Origin of the sequence: Thalassovita sp., from assembly GCF_034670005.1 — a bacterium.
Classification (GTDB): Bacteria; Pseudomonadota; Alphaproteobacteria; order Rhodobacterales; family Rhodobacteraceae; genus Thalassobius.
Window position 1 is genome coordinate 160,923 of record NZ_JAXMOH010000003.1, and the last position, 20,412, is coordinate 181,334.

General features: G+C 60.0%; 20 protein-coding genes. 13 read left to right on the forward strand and 7 right to left on the reverse strand.

Going from position 1 to position 20,412, the window contains the following annotated elements:
- Window positions 1-4 precede the first annotated feature (4 nt).
- The 7 genes from puuE to VOI23_RS08310 all read left to right on the forward strand — a co-directional run bounded on the left by puuE (window position 5) and on the right by VOI23_RS08310 (window position 8,321).
- The gene (gene puuE / locus VOI23_RS08280; RefSeq protein ID WP_323784020.1) at window positions 5-1,417 is read left to right on the forward strand and encodes an allantoinase PuuE; all 1,413 of its coding nucleotides are present in this window, start codon (window positions 5-7) and stop codon (window positions 1,415-1,417) included.
- On the forward strand, window positions 1,414-2,226 hold the full coding sequence (locus tag VOI23_RS08285; protein WP_323784021.1) for a bifunctional allantoicase/(S)-ureidoglycine aminohydrolase: 813 nt from the start codon (window positions 1,414-1,416) through the stop codon (window positions 2,224-2,226). Before puuE ends, VOI23_RS08285 begins: the two co-directional genes overlap by 4 nt.
- A gap of 72 nt (window positions 2,227-2,298) precedes the next feature.
- Entirely contained in the window at window positions 2,299-2,787 is a 489-nt protein-coding gene (locus tag VOI23_RS08290) for an ureidoglycolate lyase (RefSeq protein ID WP_323784023.1), read from the forward strand.
- A 44-nt stretch (window positions 2,788-2,831) separates the two neighbouring features.
- On the forward strand, window positions 2,832-4,181 hold the full coding sequence (locus tag VOI23_RS08295; protein WP_323784025.1) for a nucleobase:cation symporter-2 family protein: 1,350 nt from the start codon (window positions 2,832-2,834) through the stop codon (window positions 4,179-4,181).
- 241 nt (window positions 4,182-4,422) lie between these two features.
- Window positions 4,423-4,635, forward strand: a complete 213-nt coding sequence (locus VOI23_RS08300) for a DUF2892 domain-containing protein (RefSeq protein ID WP_323784027.1) — start codon at window positions 4,423-4,425, stop codon at window positions 4,633-4,635.
- A gap of 21 nt (window positions 4,636-4,656) precedes the next feature.
- Entirely contained in the window at window positions 4,657-6,330 is a 1,674-nt protein-coding gene (locus tag VOI23_RS08305; RefSeq protein WP_323784029.1) for a TIGR01244 family sulfur transferase, read from the forward strand.
- 221 nt (window positions 6,331-6,551) lie between these two features.
- Window positions 6,552-8,321 (forward strand): SulP family inorganic anion transporter, encoded by a 1,770-nt coding sequence (locus VOI23_RS08310; RefSeq protein WP_323784032.1) that lies wholly within the window; start codon window positions 6,552-6,554, stop codon window positions 8,319-8,321.
- A gap of 74 nt (window positions 8,322-8,395) precedes the next feature.
- On the opposite strand, the gene dapA is transcribed toward VOI23_RS08310, so the two are convergent.
- Entirely contained in the window at window positions 8,396-9,268 is an 873-nt protein-coding gene (dapA, locus tag VOI23_RS08315) for a 4-hydroxy-tetrahydrodipicolinate synthase (RefSeq protein ID WP_323784034.1), read from the reverse strand.
- Between the two features lie 157 nt (window positions 9,269-9,425).
- Between dapA and VOI23_RS08320 the strand changes: the two genes are divergently transcribed.
- A complete protein-coding gene (locus VOI23_RS08320; RefSeq protein WP_323784036.1) occupies window positions 9,426-11,387 on the forward strand; it encodes a lytic transglycosylase domain-containing protein in 1,962 nt (653 codons plus the stop codon).
- Here VOI23_RS08320 and VOI23_RS08325 read toward each other — a convergent pair.
- Window positions 11,361-12,227: a DMT family transporter gene (locus VOI23_RS08325; RefSeq protein ID WP_323784038.1), complete on the reverse strand. Its 867-nt coding sequence runs from the start codon at window positions 12,225-12,227 to the stop codon at window positions 11,361-11,363. The two genes, VOI23_RS08320 and VOI23_RS08325, sit on opposite strands and share 27 nt — an antisense overlap.
- Window positions 12,224-12,901, reverse strand: coding sequence for a tRNA (5-methylaminomethyl-2-thiouridine)(34)-methyltransferase MnmD (gene mnmD / locus VOI23_RS08330; RefSeq protein ID WP_323784039.1), 678 nt, complete (start codon window positions 12,899-12,901; stop codon window positions 12,224-12,226). The genes VOI23_RS08325 and mnmD overlap by 4 nt, the downstream gene beginning before the upstream one ends.
- Window positions 12,902-12,966: 65 nt before the next feature.
- Here mnmD and VOI23_RS08335 point away from each other — a divergent pair, with 65 nt between their 5' ends.
- On the forward strand, window positions 12,967-14,007 hold the full coding sequence (locus VOI23_RS08335; protein WP_323784510.1) for an NAD(P)/FAD-dependent oxidoreductase: 1,041 nt from the start codon (window positions 12,967-12,969) through the stop codon (window positions 14,005-14,007).
- 63 nt (window positions 14,008-14,070) lie between these two features.
- Here the strand turns inward: VOI23_RS08335 and VOI23_RS08340 are convergent, their stop codons facing one another.
- Window positions 14,071-14,877: an FAS1-like dehydratase domain-containing protein gene (locus VOI23_RS08340; RefSeq protein ID WP_323784041.1), complete on the reverse strand. Its 807-nt coding sequence runs from the start codon at window positions 14,875-14,877 to the stop codon at window positions 14,071-14,073.
- Window positions 14,878-14,919: 42 nt separating this feature from the next.
- Here VOI23_RS08340 and VOI23_RS08345 point away from each other — a divergent pair, with 42 nt between their 5' ends.
- Window positions 14,920-15,318: a VOC family protein gene (locus VOI23_RS08345; protein ID WP_323784043.1), complete on the forward strand. Its 399-nt coding sequence runs from the start codon at window positions 14,920-14,922 to the stop codon at window positions 15,316-15,318.
- Between the two features lies 1 nt (window position 15,319).
- Here the strand turns inward: VOI23_RS08345 and VOI23_RS08350 are convergent, their stop codons facing one another.
- From VOI23_RS08350 to VOI23_RS08360, 3 genes are all read right to left on the reverse strand, one after another.
- Window positions 15,320-15,850 (reverse strand): NADPH-dependent FMN reductase, encoded by a 531-nt coding sequence (locus tag VOI23_RS08350; RefSeq protein ID WP_323784045.1) that lies wholly within the window; start codon window positions 15,848-15,850, stop codon window positions 15,320-15,322.
- A 106-nt stretch (window positions 15,851-15,956) separates the two neighbouring features.
- Complete coding sequence (locus VOI23_RS08355; protein ID WP_323784047.1) at window positions 15,957-16,613, reverse strand: OmpA family protein; 657 nt, start codon at window positions 16,611-16,613, stop codon at window positions 15,957-15,959.
- Between the two features lie 137 nt (window positions 16,614-16,750).
- The gene (locus VOI23_RS08360) at window positions 16,751-17,605 is read right to left on the reverse strand and encodes a bifunctional helix-turn-helix domain-containing protein/methylated-DNA--[protein]-cysteine S-methyltransferase (RefSeq protein ID WP_323784049.1); all 855 of its coding nucleotides are present in this window, start codon (window positions 17,603-17,605) and stop codon (window positions 16,751-16,753) included.
- Window positions 17,606-17,700: 95 nt separating this feature from the next.
- On the opposite strand from VOI23_RS08360, the gene VOI23_RS08365 reads away from it, so the two are divergent.
- The 3 genes from VOI23_RS08365 to VOI23_RS08375 are packed head-to-tail and all read left to right on the forward strand — an operon-like array spanning window position 17,701 to window position 20,263.
- Complete coding sequence (locus tag VOI23_RS08365) at window positions 17,701-18,582, forward strand: serine hydrolase domain-containing protein (RefSeq protein WP_323784051.1); 882 nt, start codon at window positions 17,701-17,703, stop codon at window positions 18,580-18,582.
- Between the two features lie 53 nt (window positions 18,583-18,635).
- Entirely contained in the window at window positions 18,636-19,280 is a 645-nt protein-coding gene (nth, locus tag VOI23_RS08370; RefSeq protein WP_323784053.1) for an endonuclease III, read from the forward strand.
- A complete protein-coding gene (locus tag VOI23_RS08375; RefSeq protein WP_323784055.1) occupies window positions 19,277-20,263 on the forward strand; it encodes an adenosine kinase in 987 nt (328 codons plus the stop codon). The genes nth and VOI23_RS08375 overlap by 4 nt, the downstream gene beginning before the upstream one ends.
- Window positions 20,264-20,412 lie beyond the last annotated feature (149 nt).

The window sequence follows — 20,412 nt, forward strand, 5'->3', positions numbered from 1 at the left end:
ACAAATGCAGCGCTACCCACGCAATATGACCGGATACGGGGCGGATCGTCCCGATGCATCCTGGCCCGGCAGCGCCCGGGTCGCAGTGCAATTTGTGCTGAACTATGAAGAGGGCGGTGAGAACTGCCTGTTGCATGGGGATGCTGCTTCCGAAGCCTTCTTGTCCGACATCGCAGGAGCGGCGCCCTGGCCAGGGCAGCGCCATTGGAACATGGAATCGATCTACGATTACGGCGCCCGGGCCGGGTTCTGGAGGGTGCATCGGCTGTTTACCGGCGCTGACATCCCGGTGACGGTCTACGGCGTGGCCACCGCCTTGGCCCGCAGCCCCGAACAGGTCGAGGCGATGAAGGTGGCGGATTGGGAAATCGCGTCGCACGGGCTGAAATGGGTCGAACACAAGGACATGCCCGAAGCGGAGGAACGCGCCGCCATCGCTGAGGCGGTGCGCCTGCATACCGAGGTCGTAGGGGAACGCCCGCGCGGCTGGTATACCGGACGCTCATCGGTCAACACCGTGCGGCTGGTCGCCGAGGAAGGTGGCTTCGACTATATCAGCGACACCTATGACGATGACTTGCCGCACTGGATGGAATTCGGGGACCGCAATCAGCTGATCATTCCTTACACTCTGGAAGCCAACGACATGCGGTTTGCCACGGCGCCCGGTTATATCACCGGCGAACAGTTTTTCACCTATTTGAAGGACGCTTTCGACACGCTTTATGCCGAAGGTGAAACAGGCAAACCGGCGATGATGAGCATCGGTCTGCATTGCCGCCTGATCGGACGGCCGGGCAAGCTGGCCGGGCTGAAACGCTTCCTCGATTATATCCAGGGCTTCGATCACGTCTGGACCCCGCGCCGGATCGACATCGCTGAACACTGGGCGGCGACCCATCCGCATCAACGCATCGAGCGGCCCAGCCAAATGGGCAGGGGCCGCTTCGTCGCCCTTTACGGCGGCGTTTTTGAGCATTCGCCGTGGATCGCTGAACGCGCCCACGGGTTGGAACTGGGCCCGGCCCATGACAGCGCCGCCGGGTTGCACAACGCGCTTTGCCGCATGTTCCGCTCGGCTTCTGACGACGAACGGCTGGGCGTGCTGACCGCGCATCCGGATCTGGCGGGCAAGCTCGCCGCCGCCAAACGCCTCACCGCCGAAAGTACCTCGGAACAGGCCAGCGCCGGGCTGGATGAGTTGACCGATGCGGAACGCGCCCGGTTCACCGAATTGAACGACGCTTATGTGGCCAAGCACGGTTTCCCTTTCATCATCGCGGTGCGCGATCACGACAAGGCGGGCATCCTTGCCGCGTTCGAACGGCGGCTGGGCAATCCGACCGAGGTCGAACTCGGGGAGGCCTGCAAACAGGTCGAGCGCATCGCGCGCCTGCGTCTGGAGGACATGCTATGACCTACGCTTTTCCCCCTGGCGGATTGCCGGACCAAAGCGGCAATCCCGAAGGCCGGGCGATCTTCACCGACGCCTATGCTTTCATCCCCGCAATCACCATGCGCGATATCGTGACCAGCCTGCTGCCCGGCTGGGAAAATACCCGGGCCTGGATCATCGCGCGGCCATTGTCAGGTTTCGCCGAAACCTTCGCGCAATACGCCGTCGAACTGGCTCCGGGTGGCGGCAGCGATGCGCCCGACCCCGATCCGCAGGCGCAGGCCGGGATCTTCGTCGCAGGCGGGCACCTGCGCCTCACGCTGGACGGCGTCGATCACGAGTTGAGCGCGGGCAGCTACGCCTATATCCCCGCCGGCGCCAAATGGGCGCTGTGGAACGCGGGTGGGGAGGTGGCGCAATTCCACTGGATTCGCAAACGCTACGAGGATGTGCCAGGTCTGGATCGTCCTGATCCGATCCTGACTTCGGACAACGACGTCGCGCCGAGCGTGATGCCCAATACCGACAAATGGGCCACCACCCGGTTTGCCGACCCTGCCGATCTGCGCCACGACATGCATGTCAACATCGTCACCTTCCAGCCTGGTGGTCGCATTCCCTTTGCCGAAACCCATGTGATGGAACACGGGCTTTATGTGCTGCAGGGCACCGCGCGCTACCTGCTCAACGCCGACTGGGTCGAAGTCGGGCCGGGCGATTTCATGTGGCTGCGCGCCTTCTGCCCGCAGGCCTGCATCGCCACCGGCAATGAGCCCTTCCGCTACCTGCTCTACAAGGACGTCAACCGGCATCCGAAGCTCGCCCTCTGAGCTTCTTCTTTTCACAAATATCCCCGGGGGTGCGGGGGCAGGCAGCCCCCGCCGGTCCGACAGGAACCACAGATGACCAACGTGATCAAAACCGAACCGCTCACCGCAGCCGCCTTCGCCCCGTTCGGCGACGTGCTGCAGGCCGAGGGCGCGCCGGACAAGATCATCAACCAGGGTTACTGCGGCCGTTTCCACGACCGGGCAAAGATGGATTTCGGCCCCGGCGGCCGGGCCGGGATTTCGATCTTCAAGGCCGAACCGCGCGCGCTGCCCTATTGCCTTGATCTGGTTGAACGTCACCCCGATGGCAGTCAGGCTTTTATCCCGATGTCGATGGATGACTGGCTGGTGATCGTGGCCGGGGACGACAATGGCACGCCTGCCGATTTTCGCGCCTTTCTGGCGGCACCGGGGCAGGCGATCAATTTCCACAGGGGCATCTGGCACGGGGTTCTGACACCATTGCATGCCCCCGGACTGTTCGCCGTGATTGACCGGATCGGCGCAACACCGAACTTGGAGGAGGCCCGGCTCGACCCACCTTACGTGGTCCAAATCTAACACAGCCCCCAACAAGAGGGGCTTTCCCAACAGGAGAACGAGGGATGACTGACACGACACTTGGAACCCCGGCCCAGTTAATGGATCCGGATTACACCCCGCCTTTGGCCAAGGCGGTGCCGCTGGGCATTCAGCACGTTCTGGCGATGTTCGCCAGCAACGTGACCCCGGCGATCATCGTTGCCGGGGCTGCGGGGTTCGGCTTCGGCTCGAACAGCCCGGATTTCCCCAACCTGATCTACATGATCCAGATGTCGATGCTGTTTGCCGGTATTGCGACATTGTTTCAATCCATTGGCATGGGTCCGGTCGGAGCGCGGCTGCCGATCGTGCAGGGCACCAGCTTTGCCTTTCTGCCGGTGATGATCCCGGCCGTAGCCGGGCAGGGCACCGCCGGAATGGCGGGGCTGATGACCGGGATCGTGATCGGCGGGATGTTCCATTTTCTGCTTGGGACGGTGATCGGCAAGATCCGTTTCGCCCTGCCGCCGTTGGTGACCGGGTTGATCGTTCTGATGATCGGGCTGTCGCTGGTCAAGGTTGGCATCCAATATGCCGCAGGCGGTGTGCCGCTGATCGGCAAGCCGGAATTCGGGTCGCTGGCGATGTGGGCGCCGGCGCTTGTGGTGGTGCTGGTTACGCTGGGTTTCAAATTCTTTACAAAGGGGCTCAGTTCGGTCGCCGCCGTTCTGATCGGTTTGGTCGCGGGCTATATCGTTGCCTATCTGATGGGGCAGGTGAACTTCGGCAATATCGGCCGCGCCGCATCCTTCGCCCTGCCGATGCCGTTCAAATGGGGTCTTGAATTCAACAGCGCGATCATCATTGGCATGTGTTTTATGGCGGTGGTTTCGGCGATTGAAACCGTTGGTGATGTCAGCGGTATCTGCAAGGGTGGGGCGGGTCGCGAAGCCACCGATCGTGAAATCGCAGGGGCGACTTTTGCCGATGGTCTGGGCACCGCCGTCGCCGGGGTTTTCGGCGGATTGCCGAACACTTCGTTCAGTCAGAATGTCGGGTTGATTTCGATCACCGGCGTGATGAGCCGCCATGTGGTGACCATTGGCGCATTGTTCCTGATCCTCTGCGGCTTGGTTCCGAAATTCGGCGCGGTCGTTTCGACGGTTCCGATCAACGTGCTGGGCGGCGGCGTGATCGTGATGTTCGGCATGGTCGCAGCGGCAGGTGTAAGCATGTTGTCTGAAGTCACCTGGAACCGCCGCAACATGGTAATCTTCGCCGTGTCGCTGTCTATGGGGCTGGGTCTGCAACTGGAACCCGGTGCATTGCAGCACCTGCCCAGGACACTGCAGATCCTGTTGACCAGCGGCTTGCTGCCTGCAGCCGGGTTGTCGATCCTTCTCAACCTGCTGCTGCCAGAAGACCTGGATTGAAGCCAACCCAATCCTGAACAGAACCCTCGCCGAAAGGCGGGGGTTTTCGATTGCGGATACCGGAAAGCTATGGTGCGCGGACTATGATCCATTCCGCATCTGATGCCCGAATGATCATTTTCAAGGTCCCTGACATTTCACCACATTCTACAACTTTCCCAGCTGTTTAACCTGGGGTGAAGCTTTCCGGTTGAAATTCATATTCACATTCGTATATGTGTTAAGCATCCGAGGAGGAATCATGACCTGTAATGTCGGCAACATGGATCGGCTAATTCGTCTGGTTTTGGGCGTGGGACTGTTTCTTTCGCCCTACCTGACCGAATTCTCCGTTTGGGACATGGCTTCGGTTCGACTGTTGGTTATGGCACTGGGCACTGCCGCTTTGCTGAGTTCTGTCTTCAGGTTCTGCCCGCTCTACCGATTGCTTGGCATTTCGACCTGCCGCCTATGATCCCGTGAAAGGACTTTAATCATGGACCCCAAGAAAATTTCCGACGAGCTTTCCGTCTCTGCCCAGATCCAACCCGACGATTTGGCCAAACTGGCCGAACTTGGGTTCCGGTCGGTTATCTGCAACCGGCCCGATGGCGAAGCCGCCGACCAGCCTACCTATGAAGAAATCGAGGCAGCTGCCAAGGCTCAAGGGGTGCAGATACGATATCTGCCGATCGTCGCCGGTAAGGTGCGCGATGAAGATGCCGATGACTTCGGCAAAGCGCTGATCGAATTGCCGGGGCCGACTTTGGCCTATTGCCGGACGGGCACCCGTTCGACGACGTTGTGGTCGTTGTCGGTGGCAAAGGAAAAACCGACTGCGGATATTCTCGCCGCGACAAAGGCGGCGGGCTATGACATGGCCGGTGTGGTTCGTCGGATCGTGAATGGCGGCAAGACGCCGACCGATACCGGAGACGCAAAATTCGATGTTGTGATCGTCGGTGGCGGGGCCGCCGGGATCGCCGTCGCGTCGAGCATCCATGCCCGCAAACCCGATCTGGAAATCGCCATCCTCGATCCGGCTGATATCCATTATTACCAACCCGGCTGGACCATGGTTGGCGCAGGTATTTTCGACGCACAGACCACTGCCAAAACCATGGGCAGCCTGATCCCTAAGGGTGTGCATTGGATCAAATCCGCCGTGGCGGCGTTCGAACCTAAGGATAACGCCGTCATCCTCGATGGTTGCCGGGTGGTAAAATATGACCGTCTGGTGATTTGCCCGGGATTGAAGCTTGACTGGCACAAGGTCGAGGGTCTGGTGGACACGCTGGGTAAAAACGGTGTGACCTCGAATTATCGCTATGACCTGGCACCCTATACTTGGGAACTGGTCAAAGGGCTGAAATCTGGCAGGGCTCTGTTTACCCAGCCACCGATGCCGATCAAATGCGCCGGTGCTCCGCAAAAAGCGATGTACCTGTCGGGCGACCATTGGCTGCGTGAAGGGGTGTTGAAGGATATCGACATCAACTTCATGAATGCCGGTGGCGTGTTGTTTGGGGTGAAGGATTATGTTCCGGCACTTGAAAAATATGTCGAGCGTTATGACGCCACGCTGAATTTCTTCCATAATCTGGTGGCAGTCGACGGCGCAGCCAAAAAAGCCTGGTTCGATGTCGCCAAGCCGGACACCCCGGTGGAACGGGTCGAGGTCGAGTTCGACATGATGCATGTTTGTCCGCCGCAGACCGCGCCGGATTTCATCCGGGTATCGCCGCTGGCCGATGCGGCCGGTTGGATCGACGTGGATCAGGCCACCCTGCGGCACAAAGAATATGACAACATCTGGTCGCTTGGAGACGTGATGAACGCCCCCAACGCCAAGACCGCCGCTGCGGCGCGGATGCAGGCGCCGGTGGTGGCCGAGAACCTCGTTGATGACGTCAACGGCAAATCTCCGACCGCGATCTATAACGGCTACGGATCATGTCCGTTAACCGTGGAGCGCGGCAAGATTGTTCTGGCCGAATTTGGTTATGGCGGTACGCTGCTGCCGTCCTTCCCGAAATTCATTCTGGATGGGACAAAACCGACCCGTGCAGCCTGGATTCTGAAGGAACAGATCCTGCCGCCAGTCTATTGGCGCGCAATGCTGCGTGGTAAGGAATGGATGATCAAACCGGAACGCGTCTCGGCTGGTTGATTTTGCGTCCCAAGCGCAGAAAGTGACGCAACAATCTTCGTTCATGCAAGCCCGAGAAATCGGGCTTGCATGCGGTTTTTCGGTATCAGATGCTGTCGTTTTGACATACTGGGTGAGACAAGGATCAGGCCAAGAAAACGATCTCTTCCATTTTCACCCTTCACTTATTCTGTTTTCTGAATATATAAGGGCGAACAGATTCTGTGCGACAGGAAAATACCATGTTATTGAAACGCGCGATGTTGGAGCGGCATTTGCCGATCCTGGAATGGTCCAAGACCTATGACAAAGACACCTTAACCAGCGATTTGGTTGCGGCGGTGATCGTGACGATTATGTTGATCCCACAATCGCTTGCTTATGCGCTGCTGGCGGGGTTGCCAGCCGAAATGGGGCTTTACGCGTCGATCCTGCCGCTGGTCGCGTATGGCATTTTCGGGACCTCGCGTGCATTGGCGGTCGGGCCGGTGGCCGTGGTGTCGTTGATGACGGCAGCGGCCGTTGGCAACCTGGCACTACAGGGCACCGCTGAATATGCCGCCGCCGCAATCACACTGGCGTTCATTTCCGGTGTTATCTTGATGGCGCTGGGTCTGTTTCGGCTGGGTTTTTTAGCCAATTTTCTGTCCCACCCGGTGATCGCTGGCTTTATCACTGCTTCGGGCATCCTGATCGCCACATCGCAGTTGAAGCATATCTTTGGCATTGATGCGCATGGTCATACGCTGATCGACTTGGTGATTTCGCTGTTCGAAAATCAGCATCTGACGAACCCGATCACCCTGTTCATCGGCCTGACGACGACAGGATTTCTGTTCTGGGTGCGCAAGGGGCTGAAGCCGCTGCTGCTGGGGTTCGGGCTGAAGCCGCGCATGGCCGATATCCTGGCGAAAGCCGGGCCGGTTGCCGCAGTGTTTGTAACCACGCTTGTGACCTGGGTTTTCGGATTGGACGATAAGGGCGTGAAGGTTGTAGGCGAGGTGCCAATGGGCCTGCCGCCGCTGACCCTGCCGTCGTTCAGCGCTGACATCTGGTCATCGCTCTTCGTGTCGGCGCTGCTGATTTCGGTCATCGGTTTCGTGGAATCGGTTTCGGTGGCCCAGACCCTCGCGGCCAAGCGGCGCCAGCGTATCAATCCGGACCAGGAACTGGTGGGGCTTGGCGCTTCGAATATTGCTGCTGCGGTTTCCGGGGGCTATCCGGTAACGGGAGGCTTTTCCCGCTCGGTGGTGAATTTCGACGCTGGTGCGGAAACTCCTGCTGCAGGAGCCTTTACCGCCGTGGGCATCCTGTTCGCCGCACTGCTGCTGACGCCGCTTTTGTATTTCCTGCCCAAGGCCACGCTGGCCGCCACCATCATCGTGGCGGTGCTTAGCCTGGTGGACCTGTCGATCCTGACCCGGTCGTGGAAGTATTCCAAGGTTGATTTCGCCGCTGTGGCTGCGACCATCTTTCTGACTCTCGGCCTCGGTGTCGAAATCGGCGTTTCGGTTGGCGTTGGCCTGTCGGTGCTGCTGTTCCTCTACAAAACATCGCGGCCACATGTGGCCGAGGTCGGGTTGGTCCCTGGAACCCAGCATTTCCGCAACATCCTGCGTCATGATGTGCAGACCAATCCCAACGTGCTGACGCTGCGGGTCGATGAAAGCCTCTATTTCGCCAATGCGCGGTTCCTTGAGGATTACGTCTATGACCGGATCGCCTGTGATGAGCCGATCAAGCATGTCGTGCTGCAATGTTCGGCGGTGAACGAGATTGACATGTCGGCGCTGGAAAGTCTGGAGGCGATCAATCACCGCCTGCACGACGCCGGCATCAAGCTGCACCTGTCCGAGGTCAAGGGCCCGGTGATGGACCGCCTGAAGCGCAGCCATTTCCTCGACGAAATGACCGGCGAGGTGTTCCTGTCCCAATATGACGCGCTGGTGGCGCTGACCCGTCCCGGTCTGGTGGATGACGTCGCGCACGAAGACAAGAATGCGGCCGAATAAACAAGATACCACTCGCGAAACGAAAAACGCCCGGTCCTGGACCGGGCGTTTTTTATTCGTGCCGTTCAGACTGCTCAGATCAGCCCGGCATGGGCCATCGCGGCGTCGATCTTGGCCTTGGTGCTGTCCAGCAGACCGGTCAGGGGCAGCCGGACCTCTTCGCTGCACAGGCCCAGTTTCGCCATCGCGTATTTCGCGCCGACCAGTCCGGGTTCGATGAAGATCGCTTCGTGCAGCGGCATCAGGCGGTCTTGGTAGTCCAGCGCCTTGGCGTAATCGCCCGCCAGCGTTGCCGCCTGGAATTCGGCGCAGAGTTTCGGCGCGACGTTCGCGGTGACCGAAATGCAGCCTGTCCCGCCATGCGCGTTGAAACCAAGCGCGGTGGCGTCTTCGCCCGACAGCTGGCAGAAATCCGCACCGCAGGCGGCGCGCTGCTGCGATACCCGCGCCAGATCTCCGGTGGCGTCCTTAACGCCGATGATCCGGGGCAGCTTGGCTAGTTCGCCCATGGTTTCCGGCGTCATGTCGACGACTGACCGGCCCGGAATATTATAGATGATAATCGGCAGGTCGCAGCAATCGTGCAGTGCGGTGAAATGCGCGATCAACCCGCGCTGGGTTGGCTTGTTGTAATAGGGTGTCACCACCAGGGCTGCATCTGCACCGACCTTTTCGGCATGTTTAATCAGCCGGATGCCTTCCAGCGTGTTGTTGCTGCCCGCGCCCGCAATCACCGGCACCCGGCCTGCGGCGGCTTTGACGGTTTCCTCGACCACGGTTTCATGTTCGCGGTGGGTCAGCGTCGGGCTTTCGCCGGTGGTCCCGACCGGAACGAACCCGTTAGTGCCCTCGCCGATATGCCACTCGACCAGTTTCTTGAGCGTCTCCAGATCCAGCTCGCCGTTTTTGAACGGCGTGACCAAAGCAGGAAAAGATCCTTTGAACATGACACGCTCCTTCTGTCGTATTGGCGGGCACAGGCCCGGAGAGGTTGATCGTCTGTAAGCGGGGCCGAGGCATTATTTCGCCTTCGTGATTTGCCCTGAAACGCACACAGAATTAAGCTTGAGCTGTCTATCCTTTGTTCCTTTGAAAAAGCAAGCCATGTTGCGCCTGATTTACATCATCCTCTTTCTATCTGTGTCGATTTTTCCGGCCCGTGCCGAGCAGGTCACAGGCCCCCAGCCGTTGGCAAATGCCATTGATGCGGCTGCGGGGCGCGATTGGGACAGGGCGGCGAAATTGGCGGAGCGGGCGGGCGGGCAGACCGCCGAGGACATTATTGAATGGATGCGGTTACGCGCGGGCCAGGGAACCCCGGACGAAATTGCGGCGTTCCTTGATCGTCGCGCCGACTGGCCCGGGCTGAAACTGCTGCGTAAGCGCAGCGAAGACGCAATGGCCAACGCGTCCCCAACACAGGTGATTGCGTTTTTCCACGACCAGCCGCCGCAGACCGGTACCGGTCTGTTGGCCCATGCCAATGCGCTGTCAGCAACAGGACGTTCGGGCGAGGCAGAGGCCGGATTGGTGCTGGGTTGGCGCACGCTGCCGTTGGACAAGGCGGAACATGCTGCTTTGCTGGCAGCTTATCCCAAGGTTCTGGCTCCGCATCACACGGCCCGGCTCGACATGGTGTTGTGGCAGGACTGGAGCAGCAACGTCACCGATATGCTGCCCCTGGTGCCGGACGGTTGGCGCAAACTGGCGACCGCACGGCTGGGATTGCGGGCACAGCGCAACAACGTGGACGCGTTGATCGCCGCTGTCCCCAAGGATCTGGCCGATGATCCGGGTCTGGCCTTTGAACGGTTCCGCTGGCGGTTGAAGAAGAACCGCGCCGATGATGCGATCACGCTCTTGCTGGAGCGATCCAAATCCGCCGCATCGTTGGGGGAACCCGATCAATGGGCCGGTTGGCGGCGCAGTCTGGCGCGGCAGAAAATGCGGGCGGGCGAGATGCAGACCGCTTATGCCGTTGCGTCGTCTCATGGTTTGGTCGAGGGATCGGACTATGCCGATTTGGAATGGCTGTCTGGGTTTTTGGCGCTGCGTTTCCTGAACGATCCGGAACTGGCCCGCGACCATTTTCAACGGTTTCGCGCCGGCGTTGACACGCCGGTTTCTCTGGGCCGCGCCGGCTACTGGATCGGACGCGCGCAAGAGGCTGTAGGAGATCGCGAAGGGGCGCAGCAAGCCTATGGAGAAGGAGCGCAATATCAGACCAGTTTCTATGGGCTGCTGGCGGCGGAAAAGGCGGGTCTGCCATTTGACAGCAAACTGGCCGGAACTCATCCCTTTCCTGATTGGCGCGAGGCCGGTTTCGCCCGGTCTTCGGTGTTCGAGGCCGCAATGCTGCTGTTGCGCGCGGGTGAACTGAATCTTGCGGAACGGTTCCTGCGCCATCTGGCCGAAAGCCTGACCCCTGTGGAACTGGGGCAGTTGGGCGATCTGCTGAGCGAGATGCAGCAACCGCATCTGGCCGTGATGATCGGTAAACAAGCCGCAAGGCGCGGGTTGGTCGTTTCCGAACCCTATTACGCGTTGCATCCGATGCAAAAAATGAAGCTTCCGGTCCCGATGGAACTATCCTTGGCCATCGCGCGGCGGGAAAGCGAATTTGATCACCGGGTGGTCAGCGGTGCCGGGGCGCAGGGTCTGATGCAATTGATGCCCGCCACAGCCAAGCTGGTGGCGCGGGATCTGGGTATAGATCACGACCCGGCCAAAGTTCTGAGCGACTGGAGCTATAACGCCACGCTGGGAAGCGCCTATCTGGCGTCTCTGAGTGAACGGTTCAACGGCAACATCCTGATGGTTGCGGCCGGTTATAATGCGGGACCGGGTCGGCCGGAACGGTGGATGGACTTGTACGGCGATCCCCGCACCGGAGCGGTGGACGTGATCGACTGGATCGAATTCATCCCGTTTCGCGAAACCCGGAACTACGTGATGCGGGTGGCGGAATCGCTTCCTGTCTACCGCGCCCGGTTGGGCCGCGATCCGTTGCCACAGCCGTTCAGTAAGGAACTGACCGGGTCAAGTGTTCTGCCGCTCTCGCCATAGGGTGAACAGCCCTGCGGTCACAATGATTCCGGCCCCGAGCGCTACGTTCAGCCGGATCGTTTCGCTGAACACGGCAATGCCAAGCGCCGAGGCGAAGACCAGTTGCAGATAGGCAAAGGGCTGAACCGAGCTGGCTTCGGCAACTTCGTAGCATTTGATCAACAGGAAATGGCCCAAGGCCCCGGTAACACAGAGCAACGCCATCCAGCCCCAGTCAGGACCGGTCATCGGTTCCCAGAACCACGCACCGACCGCCGTCATTGCAATCGACCCCACGGTACCAGTCCAGAAAAAGGAGGTTGCGGCACTGTCGCGGCGGGCAACATAGCGGGTCAGCAATCCATAAAGCGCGAACATCAGTGCCGCTATCAGCGGCACTACGGCTTGTGGTTTGAAGACGCCAAAACCCGGTTGCAGGATGATCATCACACCGATGAAACCAACCGCGATGGCCGCCCAGCGACGCCAGCCCACGGATTCGCCCAGAACCGGACCCGACAACGCCGCGATCAACAATGGATAGCAGGCGAAAACCGCGTGGCTTTCCACCAGCCCAAGCAAGGTAAACCCATAGACCATCACGCAGATTTCGGTCACCAGAAGCACGGCTCTGAACGCCTGCAACAGAGGTTGCGTGGTGCGCGCTGCGGCCCGCACGCCACCCGCTTTGCGCGCCGCGACCGCGATCACGAAGGCGGCAAAAAACCAGTAGCGGATCATCGTCACCATCAGCACGTTATATTCCCCCGCCAGATGGCGGGAAATGCCGTCCTGCATGGCAAAAACAAAGGTGGTGGCGACCATCAACAGAATCCCGAGTCGGGTGTTGTTCGTGCTCATGCCTCGGCCTTTCTTGCGGTGGTCATATGCCGCTTGCGGCCAAAGCCGGGGCTGCGTTCTACGGTGAAACCGGCATCTTGCAATCCGCGGCGCACAAATCCAGCTGCCGTATAGGTGGCTGCGGTGCCATCTGCCTTGGTGTGACGAAAAACTTCCGCCATCAGCTCCGGCCCCCAAAGTTCGGGGTTCTTGGCAGGCGAAAATCCATCAAGGAACCAGGCGTCGGCTTGTCCCTGCCACTGCACCAAGGTCATGCGCGCGTCCCCACGGATCAATTCGAATTCCAGATCTGGCAGCTCTACCCGCTTTAGGTCATCGGTCCAATGCGATGCCATATCCCCGGCGACTTCGGCAATCTCGGGAAATGCGGACTGGGCGCGGGTCATTTCCGCCGGGGTCATCGGGAAGGCTTCGAAAGAGGTGAAGCGCAATACACCCTGTTGGCCGGTTTCTCGCCACAGCTTCAGCGCCGCCAGCAGGTTCAGGCCGGTGCCAAACCCCAGTTCGGCGATGTGAAAACCGGGACGGAACCGTGTCGGCAGATCGTTGCCTTGCAAAAACACATGGGCGGTTTCCGCCAGCCCGTTATCCAGCGAAAAATAGGGATCGTCGAACCGGGTCGACACCGGTATCGCGTCATCGCGCCATTGCAGGTCGGCACGCTGGTCATGCATCGTCTGATCCCTTAAGAAAACGGTTGAGAATGACGCGACAATGCAGGGGGGAGCGGGCAATGGCAATGGTGGATGTGACCGTTTACGGGGCCGGAATTTTCGGCCTTTCCATCGCCTGGACCTGCCTGTCGCGTGGGGCAAAGGTGCGGGTGATCGACCCCTATGGCCCCGGCGCCGGGGCAAGCGGTGGATTGGTCGGTGCCCTGGCACCTCATGTGCCGGAAAACTGGAACGACAAGAAACAGTTTCAGTTCGAAAGTCTGATCATGGCCGAAGGGTTCTGGCGCGGGGTCGAAGCAACGGGCGGCACGCGCGCCGGTTACGCAAGGCTGGGCCGGTTGCAGCCGGTGGCCGACGACAAGGCACTGGAGTTGGCGCGGTCGCGGTGTATGGGCGCGGCAGAGCTATGGCAGGGCAGGGCCGTCTGGGAAGTGATCAAGGTCGGGGAGGCCGGTGAATGGGCTCCGATCAGCCCGACCGGATGGCTGATCCGCGACAGCTTAAGCGCCCGGATGCACCCGCGTCGGGCCTGCGCTGCGCTGGTGGCGGCAATCACGGCCAGCGGCGGCGAGATCGTGGCAGAGGGTGCGGCAGAGGGACGTGTGATTTGGGCCACCGGTGTCGCCGGGTTGGAGGAGATCAGCCGCGGGACCAGTCGAAGCTTTGGCAATGGCGTGAAAGGGCAGGGCGCTTTGCTGCGACCGGAGCGGGATCTGCGCGACTGCCCGCAGATTTTTGCCGATGCGGTGCATGTGATACCACATTTCGACGGCACCGTGGCAGTGGGATCGACGAGCGAACGCGATTACGATGATCCCAAATCTGTGGACGGCCAGTTGGACGCTGTGCTGGCACGCGCTTATGCCGCCGTGCCCGCCATGGAGGGGGCGGAAGTGATCGAACGCTGGGCCGGTGTGCGACCGCGCAGTCGCAGCCGCGCCCCGGTTCTGGGGGCGCATCCGACCAAGCTTGGTCAATATATCGCAAATGGTGGATTTAAGATTGGTTTCGGAATGGCGCCGAAGGTCGCTCAGGTTATGGCAGATCTGCTGATCGATGGGATCGACCGGATTCCATCTGGGTTCAGGGCCGAGGCCAACCTCTGAAGGTCATGAGCATCCGGCCCGGACGGATCTGAGTATTTAGACCAAGATGAAGCCGAGGCGATTCTAACCTGTCTTGGCCGTCATGCATTGGCGGCCATCGGGCGCGCGAATCCACATATCGCCTGTTGTTTTCCAGCATAGCGTCGCAGTTTCGCCTAGGATCAGCGGGGCGGTGGCGCGGAAAGCAAAGCGTTTCAGGGGACCCATCCGGCGTTCCGCCAATAGCATCAACAGCTGCGCCAGAAGCGGCCCATGGGTGACCAGTCCGGCATAGCCTTCGACGTCGCGAGCATAATCCGTATCGTAATGAATCCGGTGCCCGTTAAAGGTCAGTGCTGAATAGCGAAACAGAAGGGTCGAGGTGAATTCGGCCTGTTCGCAATGGTCTTCGTCGGTGGCGGCGATGGGGGCCGCTGGTTTGGCCGCTTCGGGCGGCGGGTCCGGGCGATAGACGAGGTTCTGATATTCGGTCACGCACAGGCGGTCCTGCTGATACATCTCATGTTTCAGCGTCACAAAACCCAATGGTCCGGTGCGACCATCCTTGCGGCTGATTTCGGCAACCGAAACCCGTTTTTCCGCAGTGATTCCCGCCCTTAGCGGAGCGTGAAATTCCAACCTGCCCCCGGCCCACATCCGTCGCGGCAAGCCGAGATCGGGAATCAGACCAATGCCGGTCGCAGGGTGACCATCGCGACCCAAACGCACGGCGGGTTCAGGGTCCCAGAAATAGATCTGGTGGAAGAAGGGCGGCAATGGGGTGCCGGTTTCGATTGTTGCGGGCAGCCCGAGACTGACCTGTAAGGCCGCGGCGCGGGCCGGGTCCATTACATCGGTCTGGCGGGTTTCTTCTGGCAGGTCTTCGTGCATAAAGAGAGGGTAAGTTCGCGGCGGCAGAGGAGCAATTGGAAAATGACACCAGATTTAGCTGCGCTGGATCATCTGGTTCTGACGGTGGCCGATCTATCTGAAACTGTGGCGTTTTATTCCGATGTATTGGGTATGCGGGCCGAACGGTTCGACGCTGCGGATAACAGCAATCGCTGGGCGCTGTATTTTGGCACCCAGAAGATCAACCTGCATCAGGCCGGTGCGGAGTTTCTGCCAAAAGCACGCAATGCGACTCCGGGATCGGCGGACCTGTGTTTTCTCAGCCAGACCCCTGTTGACGACTGGGTGCTGCATCTGGCCGAGACCGGTGTCGAAATCGAACAGGGGCCAGTACCGCGCAGTGGCGCGACCGGGCCGATCCAGTCGATCTATCTGCGCGATCCCGATGGCAATCTGATCGAGATTTCCAACCCGGTTTGACTCAGTCGACTTCGGCCCGCAACCGGGTCATCAATTCACCCAGCGTTTCCAGATAACGGGCGTTTTCCAGCCTGCCGGTTTCGAATTCTGATCCTGCGCTGGCGATCATAACGCCTGGCCCGGCCAGAACCCGCGCTCCGAGAGGCACCAGACAGGAGCGCAACATATATTGCCCCGCTTCGCCGCCGGTGCGTCCGGCATTGGCCGACATTACAGCGATCGGTTTATCTTTTAGAACGCTCCGCTTGTCGCGGCTGATCCAATCCAGCGCATTTTTTAACACGCCGGTGATGGCCTTGTTATATTCCGGAGAAGCGATAGCGACCGCATCGGCAGACCTGATCTGATCAACCAACCGGGTCACCGCGTCGGGCAAACCATCGCGGGCTTCCAGATCCCCATCGTAAAGCGGCAGCTTGATATCTGCGTCGATCCGTTCCACCGGACCGTACAATTCTACCGCTTCGGTCAGCAATTTGCGGTTATAGCTGCCGGTGCGCAGTGAGCCTGAAATCGTCAATAGGGTTGTCATGCCTTCGCTCCAGTCTGGCTTTTTCAAGGGCGATTTAACTCGCGCACGCAGACCAAGTACGGGCGGCTGTTGCAAGCCGCCCGTGCGTTTTCTACGGAATGGTTTATCAGTTCGGCAGTATCACGATTTCGACGCGCCGGTTTTGCGCCCGGCCTTGCGCAGTCAGGTTCGACGCGATCGGCTGATCTTCTCCACGCCCGATGGTCAAAACCCGCGAGGCCGACACGCCCGATCCGATCAGGATCGAAGACACCGCAGCCGCGCGGCGCTGGCTGAGGTCGAGATTGTATTCGGCCGATCCGGTATTGTCGGTATGGCCAACCACCTGAACACTGGTGTTGGGATAGCGGTTCAGGCTTGTTGCGACAGCGCGCAGATCGTCCTGCAATACCGGTTGAACATAGGTGCTGTCGGTAGCGAACAGGATGTCCTGTGGCATGGTCACGATCAACCGGTCGCCGGTATTGGTGATCTGCACATTGTTGTCCAAGCTATTTCGCAATTCGGCTTCCTGCTTGTCCAGATCGCTGCCGATTGCGGCACCGGTCACCCCGCCTAGAATGCCGCCGATAATCGCGCCCTTCTTCTTGTCTTTGCTAACGGCCATGCCGGTGATCGCGCCCAGAATGCCACCGATCGCGGCGCCTTCCTTGGTGCGCTGGTTCGGGTCTGTGCCGCCCATCATTGCGGGGTCGGTACAGGCGGTGGTGGTCAGCAGCGATGCGCCAGCCACAAAGAGAACGACTTTGGATACTCGTGTCATGCTATGTTGCCTCATGTTTGTCCCCGCATCAGCGGATCGCGGCTAATATAGACGGCTGCTCTGAGTATCAAAACACAACTCTGCGTCAGCATCGGCGGCAATCCGCGTATATTCGGGGCAGCGGCGCCTCCGCCTTATCAGGCAGCGTCGCTTTCACCCTCCGCCCGCGCGGATTCATAAGCCAGAAGCGCGCGTTTCACCGGCAGACCCCAGTGATAACCGCCCAAGGCACCGGATTTGCGCAAGGCGCGATGACAGGGAATCAGCCAGCTGACCGGATTGCGCCCGACGGCGGTGCCCACGGCGCGCACCGCCTTGGGTTTGCCAATGCTGCCCGCGATTTCGGAATAGGTCGTCACATGGCCCGACGGAATATGCAGCAGCGCTTCCCACACCTTGATCTGGAATGGTGCGCCGATCATGTGCAGCGCGGTTTCGCCCTTCTGTGCGAAGGCCGCATCGACCCGCGGTTTCAACATCATCGGATCTTCGGTGAATGTGGCCTTGGGCCAGCGCGAAAGCATGTCCTGTAACGCCGCGTCGGTGCCGGTTTCGGCGGCAAAGGCCAGACCGCACAGCCCCTTTGATGTGCCCATCACCAGCGCCAGGTCGAACGGGCTGTCGAACCAGCCCCAGAATATGTCCAGCCCGTCCCCGGCGCGGGCATATTCCCCGGGACTCATCGCTTCCCACCGGATGAAAAGATCGTGCAGCCGGCCATTTCCAGACAACCCGATCTGATGGCTGACATCCAGCGTCGTCATGTTGTCACGCAACAGCGCCTTAGCATGATCGAGCGTCAGATATTGCTGATAGCGTTTCGGCGATACCCCGGCCCATTGCGAAAATATCCGTTGGAAATGCGCCGGGCTCATCCCCATCTGCGCCGCCAGTTCGTTCAGGCTTAAACCGGGCCCCGCCGCATCGATCAGGTCGATGGCGCGGCGCATGACGTTGTAATGATATCCGGTCTCTTGCGACTGTTGCAGCATGCCACGTCCTTTCCTCGCGACGATGATATCGCAGAATTGTCCGGGCGAGCGACCCGAAACTTGCGCTTTCGTTCGGATCGGCACAGGCTTGGCCGATGACGAACTCAAGGTTTATTTCCGCAGCCGTCGATACGACGGGGGCGCTGTGGCGCGATGACGTGCCGGGCGCGGTGTTGCCCTGGTGGAGCTTCACCAAGACCCTGATTGCCGCCTGTTTGTTGCTGCGTGCCGAAGACGGCGCGCTGGATCTCGACGCGCCCTTGCCCGGCAAACCTTACAGCCTGCGCCACGTGTTGGCGCATACCTCGGGGCTGCGCGATTATGGCGGTGTCGGGCGCTATCGCGCGGCAGTGGAGGCGGGGAAAGACCCCTGGCCGGTGGCGCAAATGCTAAAAGAGGCCCGGGCCGACGATCTGCTTTGGAAACCGGGCACGGGCTGGCGCTATTCCAATATCGGCTACATGCAGGCGCGATTCGCGCTGGAAGTCAGTGAAGGCGCCGATCTGGGCACGGTCGTCGCGCGGCGGCTGGCCCGACCGCTGGGATTGAAATCGGTCCGACTGGCGCGGCAACCGCAGGATTTCTCAGGTATGGTCTGGGGCAGCGGGGGGTACCACCCTGGCTGGGTCTATCACGGCTGTATGATGGGCAGCGCGGCCGATGCTGCACGGATGCTGCACGGCATTCTGGCCGGTGGACTGTTGCCGCGGAACAGAGTTGAACAGATGACAGCGTTGCATATGGAAGGCGGCGGGATCGAAGGACGACCTTGGCAGCAAACCGGCTATGGTCTGGGCCTGATGATGGGGCAAGTCGAAGGCGGCGCAAATATCCTTGGGCATTCCGGATGCGGCCCGTTTTCGGCAAATTTTGTGGCCCATTTCCCCGATCGGGGTGTGACCGTGTCCAGCTTTGCCCAGGGTGGCGATGAAACACCAGCGGAATGGGAAACGCTGCGCGTCGCGGCTTGTCGTTGAAATCAGCGTGCTACCCGGATAGGGGGGATAGGAAAGCAATCAGACCGTTCCTTATGCCCAAACAGCTCGACTATCACACCATTCGTGAAATCTTTACGCGGTTTCAGACAGCCGAGGCGGAGCCCAAAGGCGAGCTGGACCACGTTAATGCCTATACTTTATTGGTAGCGGTGGCGCTGTCCGCGCAAGCGACCGACAAAGGGGTGAACAAGGCCACGCGCGACTTGTTCAAGATCGCCGATACGCCGCAAAAGATGCTGGATTTGGGCGAAGAGGGGCTAATCGCGCATATCAAGACGATCGGGCTTTACCGCAACAAGGCCAAGAACGTCATGAAGATGGCGAAGATCTTGGTCGACGACTATGATGGCGAGGTACCCAATTCCCGCGCTGCGCTGCAAAGTCTGCCCGGCGTCGGCCGCAAAACCGCCAATGTGGTCCTGAACATGTGGTGGCGCTATCCGGCGCAGGCGGTTGATACCCATATCTTCCGCTTCGGCAATCGGTCGGGCGTGGCGGTCGGCAAGGACGTCGTCGCCGTCGAACGCGCCATCGAAGACAATATCCCGGTGAATTTCCAGCTGCATGCGCATCACTGGATGATTCTGCACGGGCGCTATACCTGTGTGTCGCGCAAACCCAAGTGCAATGCGTGCCTGATCCGCGACCTTTGCCATTACGAGGAAAAAACCCCATGAAAAAATATCAGATTGTCGGCATCGGCAACGCCATCGTCGATGTTCTCAGCCAAAGCGATGACAGTTTCCTCGACCTGATGGGAATTCAGAAAGGCATCATGCAGCTGGTCGAACGTGACCGCGGCGAAATGCTGTATGGCGCGATGACCAACCGGACCCAGGCGCCGGGCGGGTCGGTGGCCAATACATTGGCCGGGCTTGGAAATCTGGGCCTGACTACCGGCTTTATCGGGCGCGTGCATGACGATGCACTGGGCCGGTTCTATGCCGAAGAAATGGCCAAGGACGGCACCGATTTTGTCAACCCGCCGGTCGCTGGGGGCGAATTGCCGACCTCGCGCTCCATGATCTTTGTGTCGCCTGATGGCGAACGTTCGATGAATACCTATCTCGGTATCTCTTCGGAACTTGGCCCTGACGATGTGGCCGATGACGTCGCAGGTGATGCCGAAATCCTGTTCCTCGAAGGCTACCTCTACGACAAGCCAAAGGGAAAAGATGCGTTCGAACGGGCCGCCAAACTGTGTCGTTCGGCGGGCGGCAAGGCGGGGATCGCTCTCAGTGATCCGTTTTGCGTCGATCGTCACCGTGACGATTTCCGCCGTTTGGTCAAGGAACTCGATTACGTGATCGGCAATCAGCACGAATGGGAATCGCTCTACCAGACCGATCTCAGTTCCGCGCTGGAACAGGCGGCGGCGGATGCGGGCATAGTGGTCTGCACCCGGTCGGGCCATGATGTGGTGCTGGTGCGCGGCGAAGAAGAAGCGGTTGTTCCGGTCACTGAAATCACGCCGGTCGATGCGACAGGCGCCGGGGATCAGTTCGCCGCGGGTTTCCTGTATGGCTACGCTGCCGGTGCGCCTCTGGAAACGGCTGGCCGCATGGGATGCGTCGCAGCGGCCGAGGTGATCAGCCATTTCGGTGCACGCCCCGAAGCAGACCTGAAGTACCTGTTCCGTCAGCAAGGACTGATCGCCTGACCCTTTGAATTCTGTCGGATCGGGGTATTTTCGCCACGATGAAACAGAAAATTGCACCCCGCCACAGGCCGGTCGACGATCTGTCGATGCTTACCAGTGGCGGGGCCGCTTCACCTATGGCGGTCATCGGCTCCCCAGCCTGTACCGTG

Excerpts from the sequence above, each read along its gene's own strand:
- VOI23_RS08285 (WP_323784021.1), top strand. The coding sequence starts at position 1,414 with ATGACCTACGCTTTTCCCCCTGGCGGATTGCCGGACCAAAGCGGCAAT.
- VOI23_RS08360 (WP_323784049.1), bottom strand. The coding sequence starts at position 17,605 with ATGCTGCAACAGTCGCAAGAGACCGGATATCATTACAACGTCATGCGC.
- VOI23_RS08365 (WP_323784051.1), top strand. The coding sequence starts at position 17,701 with ATGACGAACTCAAGGTTTATTTCCGCAGCCGTCGATACGACGGGGGCG.
- VOI23_RS08355 (WP_323784047.1), bottom strand. The coding sequence starts at position 16,613 with ATGACACGAGTATCCAAAGTCGTTCTCTTTGTGGCTGGCGCATCGCTG.
- VOI23_RS08295 (WP_323784025.1), top strand. The coding sequence starts at position 2,832 with ATGACTGACACGACACTTGGAACCCCGGCCCAGTTAATGGATCCGGAT.
- VOI23_RS08300 (WP_323784027.1), top strand. The coding sequence starts at position 4,423 with ATGACCTGTAATGTCGGCAACATGGATCGGCTAATTCGTCTGGTTTTG.
- mnmD (WP_323784039.1), bottom strand. The coding sequence starts at position 12,901 with ATGCATGACCAGCGTGCCGACCTGCAATGGCGCGATGACGCGATACCG.
- VOI23_RS08310 (WP_323784032.1), top strand. The coding sequence starts at position 6,552 with ATGTTATTGAAACGCGCGATGTTGGAGCGGCATTTGCCGATCCTGGAA.
- VOI23_RS08320 (WP_323784036.1), top strand. The coding sequence starts at position 9,426 with ATGTTGCGCCTGATTTACATCATCCTCTTTCTATCTGTGTCGATTTTT.
- dapA (WP_323784034.1), bottom strand. The coding sequence starts at position 9,268 with ATGTTCAAAGGATCTTTTCCTGCTTTGGTCACGCCGTTCAAAAACGGC.
- puuE (WP_323784020.1), top strand. The coding sequence starts at position 5 with ATGCAGCGCTACCCACGCAATATGACCGGATACGGGGCGGATCGTCCC.
- VOI23_RS08325 (WP_323784038.1), bottom strand. The coding sequence starts at position 12,227 with ATGAGCACGAACAACACCCGACTCGGGATTCTGTTGATGGTCGCCACC.
- VOI23_RS08375 (WP_323784055.1), top strand. The coding sequence starts at position 19,277 with ATGAAAAAATATCAGATTGTCGGCATCGGCAACGCCATCGTCGATGTT.
- VOI23_RS08340 (WP_323784041.1), bottom strand. The coding sequence starts at position 14,877 with ATGCACGAAGACCTGCCAGAAGAAACCCGCCAGACCGATGTAATGGAC.
- VOI23_RS08335 (WP_323784510.1), top strand. The coding sequence starts at position 12,967 with ATGGTGGATGTGACCGTTTACGGGGCCGGAATTTTCGGCCTTTCCATC.
- VOI23_RS08290 (WP_323784023.1), top strand. The coding sequence starts at position 2,299 with ATGACCAACGTGATCAAAACCGAACCGCTCACCGCAGCCGCCTTCGCC.
- VOI23_RS08305 (WP_323784029.1), top strand. The coding sequence starts at position 4,657 with ATGGACCCCAAGAAAATTTCCGACGAGCTTTCCGTCTCTGCCCAGATC.
- VOI23_RS08345 (WP_323784043.1), top strand. The coding sequence starts at position 14,920 with ATGACACCAGATTTAGCTGCGCTGGATCATCTGGTTCTGACGGTGGCC.
- nth (WP_323784053.1), top strand. The coding sequence starts at position 18,636 with ATGCCCAAACAGCTCGACTATCACACCATTCGTGAAATCTTTACGCGG.
- VOI23_RS08350 (WP_323784045.1), bottom strand. The coding sequence starts at position 15,850 with ATGACAACCCTATTGACGATTTCAGGCTCACTGCGCACCGGCAGCTAT.